1 protein-coding gene is annotated in these 395 nt (G+C 68.1%); it reads left to right on the forward strand.

Annotated elements, in window-relative coordinates; translation table 11 throughout:
• Positions 1-140 precede the first annotated feature (140 nt).
• Positions 141-332 (forward strand): hypothetical protein, encoded by a 192-nt coding sequence (locus tag IH48_RS0132480; RefSeq protein ID WP_030383209.1) that lies wholly within the window; start codon positions 141-143, stop codon positions 330-332.
• Positions 333-395 lie beyond the last annotated feature (63 nt).

A 395-nucleotide genomic window follows, 5' to 3' on the forward strand; every position in this document is an offset into this window, starting at 1 on the left:
GCGGAGGTCGACCAGTTCGTCCTCGAACTGCGGCTCGCGGCCCAGCGGCGCAACCTCGACAAGGCCGAGGTGTTCCGCGAGGTGCTGCGGCTTGCCCGGGAGCACGAGGCGACCAGGCGGGCCCTGCTTCGGCGGCTGCGGTGAGCTACCGCTCTCCGTCTGGCAGGCAGACGGCGCACGGCTACGACGCGGACCACACCGTCCTGTACTTCGAGGACATCGAGGGCTTCTCGAAGTGCCTCACCTGCGAGTGGCGGGCCTGTCGGGAGTGCCGCGTCCGCCACGGCGTCCAGGGCGAGTTCTGCGACGTCTGCCGTCCTCCGACCGAGTAGTTCCCTCGCTGCATCAGGGCCGTAACGCCTGTCTCTTATACACATCTGACGCTGCCGACGATA

The sequence above is a fragment of the Streptomyces sp. NRRL F-5126 genome, assembly GCF_000721265.1.
Lineage (GTDB): Bacteria > Actinomycetota > Actinomycetes > Streptomycetales > Streptomycetaceae > Streptomyces.